The organism is Bacteroides sp., assembly GCF_019417265.1.
In the GTDB taxonomy this organism is placed as follows: Bacteria; Bacteroidota; Bacteroidia; order Bacteroidales; family Bacteroidaceae; genus Phocaeicola.
This window is the reverse complement of sequence record NZ_DXVR01000141.1, coordinates 1-4,946: the sequence shown is the minus strand read 5'-3', so window position 1 is coordinate 4,946 and position 4,946 is coordinate 1. Positions and strand designations below refer to the sequence as shown.

At 41.6% G+C, this 4,946-nt stretch carries 8 protein-coding genes; 7 read left to right on the top strand and 1 reads right to left on the bottom strand.

The features are described from left to right. Positions 1-871: 871 nt before the first annotated feature. Positions 872-1,090 carry a hypothetical protein gene (locus tag QZ379_RS12050; RefSeq protein WP_005826897.1) on the bottom strand — a complete coding sequence of 73 codons (219 nt, stop codon included), beginning with the start codon at positions 1,088-1,090 and terminating at the stop codon, positions 872-874. A 181-nt stretch (positions 1,091-1,271) separates the two neighbouring features. Here QZ379_RS12050 and QZ379_RS12045 point away from each other — a divergent pair, with 181 nt between their 5' ends. The 7 genes from QZ379_RS12045 to QZ379_RS12015 form a co-directional block, all read left to right on the top strand. Further along, on the top strand, positions 1,272-1,649 hold the full coding sequence (locus QZ379_RS12045; RefSeq protein ID WP_004309321.1) for a single-stranded DNA-binding protein: 378 nt from the start codon (positions 1,272-1,274) through the stop codon (positions 1,647-1,649). Between the two features lie 310 nt (positions 1,650-1,959). Continuing rightward, the gene (locus QZ379_RS12040; RefSeq protein ID WP_075317540.1) at positions 1,960-2,310 is read left to right on the top strand and encodes a hypothetical protein; all 351 of its coding nucleotides are present in this window, start codon (positions 1,960-1,962) and stop codon (positions 2,308-2,310) included. 19 nt (positions 2,311-2,329) lie between these two features. Continuing rightward, positions 2,330-2,917: a hypothetical protein gene (locus QZ379_RS12035; RefSeq protein ID WP_005826889.1), complete on the top strand. Its 588-nt coding sequence runs from the start codon at positions 2,330-2,332 to the stop codon at positions 2,915-2,917. A 55-nt stretch (positions 2,918-2,972) separates the two neighbouring features. Beyond that, on the top strand, positions 2,973-3,140 hold the full coding sequence (locus QZ379_RS12030) for a ribonuclease P (protein WP_100069973.1): 168 nt from the start codon (positions 2,973-2,975) through the stop codon (positions 3,138-3,140). Positions 3,141-3,300: 160 nt separating this feature from the next. Next, complete coding sequence (locus tag QZ379_RS12025) at positions 3,301-4,053, top strand: ParA family protein (RefSeq protein WP_004309323.1); 753 nt, start codon at positions 3,301-3,303, stop codon at positions 4,051-4,053. Positions 4,054-4,058: 5 nt separating this feature from the next. After that, positions 4,059-4,406: a hypothetical protein gene (locus QZ379_RS12020; RefSeq protein ID WP_075317538.1), complete on the top strand. Its 348-nt coding sequence runs from the start codon at positions 4,059-4,061 to the stop codon at positions 4,404-4,406. 123 nt (positions 4,407-4,529) lie between these two features. Beyond that, the coding region (locus QZ379_RS12015; RefSeq protein WP_291565088.1) for a hypothetical protein at positions 4,530-4,946 on the top strand (417 nt) is incomplete at its 3' end.

Below are 4,946 nucleotides of genomic sequence, written 5' to 3'. Positions count from 1 at the left end.
TACTATATTTCTCGTCAATACTCATTGTAGTGCAAATATAATATAAAGTCGGCAACAAACCAACTTTATTGCCGACTTTATATATAAGTTCTGAGCAATTAATCATTCTTTAGTGTGTTTTTCTATATTAAGTAACACCATTATGAATTCATCATATTATGGAATATATGAGGTATTTTTTTTGTGTTGTAAAAGCATAGTATTAAAAGTATCCCGCAAATGACTAAGAAATTAAGTAGAATCTCTTATTAACGAAACTACACCTATCTGCTTGACTGTTTCCTAATATGAAGAGGTAAATATTTCTCGATCAACAATCTGAAATCACACCATAAAACATTGTCTTACCATTTACGTTTACTCTTTGTAAAATGATTCCATTGTTCTGCTAGGATAATATAAAGTCGGCAATAAAACCGATTTATTGCCGACTTTATATTATCAAATTCTTTTATCCGGGCTGTTAACTACTTTATGAGAATATTTACATGGTTGTGCATTGTCTGTCGGTGCTTCAGTAAGGAGAAAATGTAGTTCCCATTTTCTTTCTCATATGATATTTCTATTCGCAATGAATTGTTCGTCAGTCTTTTTATAAACCTGTTCAGGTTTGTAACCAAAGTTTAAAATACATGTATATATACATGGGTAAATCTAAACTTTAAACTTGCAGTAAGCCAGAGTAGGACAGAAGTCCGCTCTTTGACTGATAGGCATTGCCTTTCTTTTTCTCCTTGCTGATTTTGCACCTTTTCATCACTCACATGAGTGGCATCAGCCTTGTTGTGCTTCACCTCTGGCTTCCATCCTCTTGAATAGCTTCCGTGTTCAGACCTTTTTATGCAGAGTGCGGAGTTTCGTATTTCTCTTGCTATGCTATGCCGGGTTCATGGTGAAGTTTGGGAGTTATCGCTTTCACTATGTCCGGATTGCTTGCCATGGATCTGTGAAACCTGTCGAGTCTGACTATGAGAACAGCATTCTTTACCATGACCAGACACAAGAATATCAGGCCATTCCCTTCACATCTCATTTTGGACGAAGCCGTGACACTTACTTTTTCCTGTTGCGAAGTTAGTGCAAGCCGCATACTGCAAGTACCAGAACCTTATTCCCTGAATTTTTTCAAAAACTTTTCCAGCTGCAGCTTTTCGGAAAACTTTTCCTGCCTGACGGTGAAATAATTCGGTAATTACTTGCCTGATTGCTATCCTTGCCAACTTTGATGGCAACGTAAAAAATAAATGTTTCACTTCTAAAATTTCAATGTTATGAAGAAAATGGAAAATTCTTTCGTAGTTTCTGGTTTTGTAGGTAAGGATGCAAGCATCCATCAGTTCTCAACCGCAAGCGTTGCACGTTTCCCTTTGGCAATCAGCCGCACTGAGAAATCAGGCGAGGAAACAACCCGCACTTCCGCTTTCATAAACGTCGAGACATGGCGCAAGAATGAGAATACTACATCCTTTGACCGCCTTGTCAAAGGAGCACTCCTCACGGTTGAAGGCTATTTCAAGCCGGAGGAGTGGCAGGATGCCGACGGTGTCAAGCGCAACAGAGTGGCATTTGTAGCCACCAGGTTCTATGAAGCTGTTGAAAAGGAGGAAACTCCAGCAGCTCAGGAGAAGAACTCCAAGAAGGGCAAGTAAATCCTTTCTTCTCTCCAATAGAGCGGCCTTCGGGTCGCTTTTTTTATGCTTATACTTCTCTTTGCCGAGATTCGTTCCTTATACACCGACTTCGGGGAACTGGCATAAATTCCGTTGCGAAGGTAATTGTCCGGTCTTGTCATCAGCAAGGTCAGGGCTTCGCTTTGCCGCAAAATCTCCACACCTGCGGGTAGTATTTTGGAGCAAAACCTTGCAGAGACAGCCCCGACACCTTCTTGGTGCAACAAAATTTATATGTGTTCCCGAAGTAGTTGATCTACGAGAGGGAAGAAAAAAAACAGATGATATTATGACGACAATCCAATCAATCCTGAGCCGACTGACCAAGGCTGTTGGCGGTACTGAAAAGATGCTCTACACAGAGCCGGAGTTGAACAAGTTTGCAGAGTTCTACCTTGACAAGTGGGACGAGAACACCAGTGAGGATGTCATAGCCGAGTCTTTCACTGACTTCTGGTGGGACACAGACAGGGCTTGCAGAAGATGTTCAGAGTGTGGCAGACTGATGCGTGCCGGGTATTGTGCTGACATGGGAGTAGCCTACTATTGCAGTGATGAATGTCTGCACAGTGACTTCACCGATGAAGAATGGGCTGAGGAATGCGAGAACAACGACCAGAGTTATTATACGGAGTGGTAATCTTTTAAAATTCAATGATATGGCAAATTTAGCAACAACGACCTATAAGGTCACTGGGACACGTGAAGCAGTAAATAACCTGTGGACTACCTTTCAGGACATGGAAGTGGATAGTAAGGATATAAGGCTGTTCAAGCTTGCCGAGCATTACGGCATTGACTATGAGAAAAAGCAAATCAGTGTTAGAGGACATATCTATTGGGCTGAATATGAAGAAGACGAAGAGAATGATTATTTCCTTCTTTCATTTGAGACAGAAACCGCATGGGATGCCTGTAACGAACTCTTCTTTGAAATAAACCGGATATTGAATGATGAACTGAGTATTTCATACAGATGTTGCGAAAGTGGATGTGATTTGTTCTATACCCATGACGAGGGGGATTTTTTTCCCGAAGAATGTTGTGTGAGTTCATACGGAGAACCTTTCGAGGATGCATGTGAGGATGTTTTTGACACCATTGAGGATGCCATAGCTGAATGGACATCAAAGACCGGTATTGGACAGGGAGACCGCAGTGAAAAAGAAATGGTGGATTTTATCAATAGCTATGAATACGAAAGCGAAGAGACCTATTTCTACATCCACCCTTTTACATTCGAATAACATACCCGCAAGGACATGAGGCAAGTCTCGTGTCCTTGCATAAAAACAAGATAATATGGACAGGTACAGCGCAGAACTGATTGGAGCATCTTGCGAACTTATAACCCCATGCAGGGGCTGTAGCCATGGAATAATTGTGGCAGTGTATAACGAACAACTTCTTGTACGGTTAATCAGCGGAGCACAACGATTAGTGAGCAAAGATGAAGTCATATTATTATGACCCTGATACTTTCCCTGACTGTTTTCAACTGTTAGGAGACATTGGTAGGTGTTTGTATATCATACATTTACCTTTGTATACATTGATACATGTGGACAAGTACACGTGTAAACAGGAATACAAGAACACATTGAAACATATAAACATAAAAACAAATAGTATGGCACAGAAAATCATCACTTTCGCCAACCATAAAGGTGGCGTATCAAAGACAACTTCAACCGCCTCTATCGGGGCTTGTATGGCAATGAAAGGCAAGAAAGTCCTGCTTATAGACCTTGACGGACAGGCAAACCTGACACTGTATTTCATACCTAATGAGGATGAAATTGAGACGAGCATTTTTGATTCATTGGTAAACGGTGTTCCTTTGCCTGTAAAACATATCCGGGAGAATCTTGACCTTGTCCCTTCTTCCCTTGAAATGGCAAGTGCGGAAATAGCTCTGACCAATCTGTTGGCAAGAGAGCAACTGCTCAGCCGTCTGCTTGAACCGCTCAGGAAAGACTATGACTATATCCTGATTGACTGTCCGCCTTCTCTTGGTATTGTCACTACCAATGCCTTTATCGCGGCTGATGAGATCATCGTACCGATGACACCGGAGCTGCTTCCTTTGAAAGGCATGAGGATGCTTGACGCATTTGTCACCACCTTGCAACGTGTCAAACCGTCGCTTCGCCTGGGCGGTGTGTTCATCGCCAGATTCAATCATCGTAAACTGAACAAGGTAGTGGAACAGGCTGTAAAGGAGCGTTACGAAAGTATCACCATGAATACCCGCATCCGTGAGAATATCGCCTTGGCTGAATCAGCCGGTAGTGGCAAAAGTATATTCGAGTATGATTTAAATTCCAACGGTGCAAAGGATTATCTTGCACTTACGGAGGAAATTCTTTCACGTAACCAATAACAACTATGACAAAAAACAATATGGACATTCTGCTTGGCAATATTTTGGGCAGTGCTGCTATCAGCCCTGACAATAAAACAGTAGAACAAACACCCGAGACCAAGCCAATTCCGAAACAGGAAAAACGGTCAGTCAAGGCAGAACGTAAAGAGCAACTGGACAATTCCTGGCGGCATTTCTCCTTTATCTGCTCCAGGGAACTTGTAGATAAGGTACAGGCAATAGCTTACAAGGAGGGTTTCACTATACGTGCCTTTATGGAGTATGTGATGAAACAGGGCATCGAGGCATACGAGGCGAAGCATGGCAAGGCTCGGAAAGTCAAGTCCAAAAGCATCAATGATGTAATGTAAACGTGTATACACGTAGCCATGTGTACGTATAGGTATGTGTACGTGTAGCAATATATACATGTTTACACGTACACGTGAATACACAGATATATTCAAGTCAATAACAATCAAAATATTATGAATATGAATAAATACTTCTCATTTGCCATTGTAGTATTCCTAATGGCAGTACCATTGGTATTAACTTCTTGTGGCAAAGACAACATTTTGGATGATGTTGAAGAGCTTCAGCCGGAGTTGAAAGTATGGACGGAGCCTTATCATGTTGAAAGTTCAACCATAGACGAGGTCAAGAACTATATGGAGTTTTCAATGAAGCGATATGGTCTTGTATCGGAGGCAACAATAGCTGGTTCTATTCAACTCACTTACAAAACCGGCAACGGTAATGAGGGTATCCTATATAGCTTTTATGCTTCAAATGGGGAATTGTATTCGGTAATAGATACAGAGCTGATAGCTAATAGCCGTCTGGTTATCGACTATTTGAAGGAATATTATTCTCTGATTGTTCCGGCGAACGAGGCAACACTTGAATAC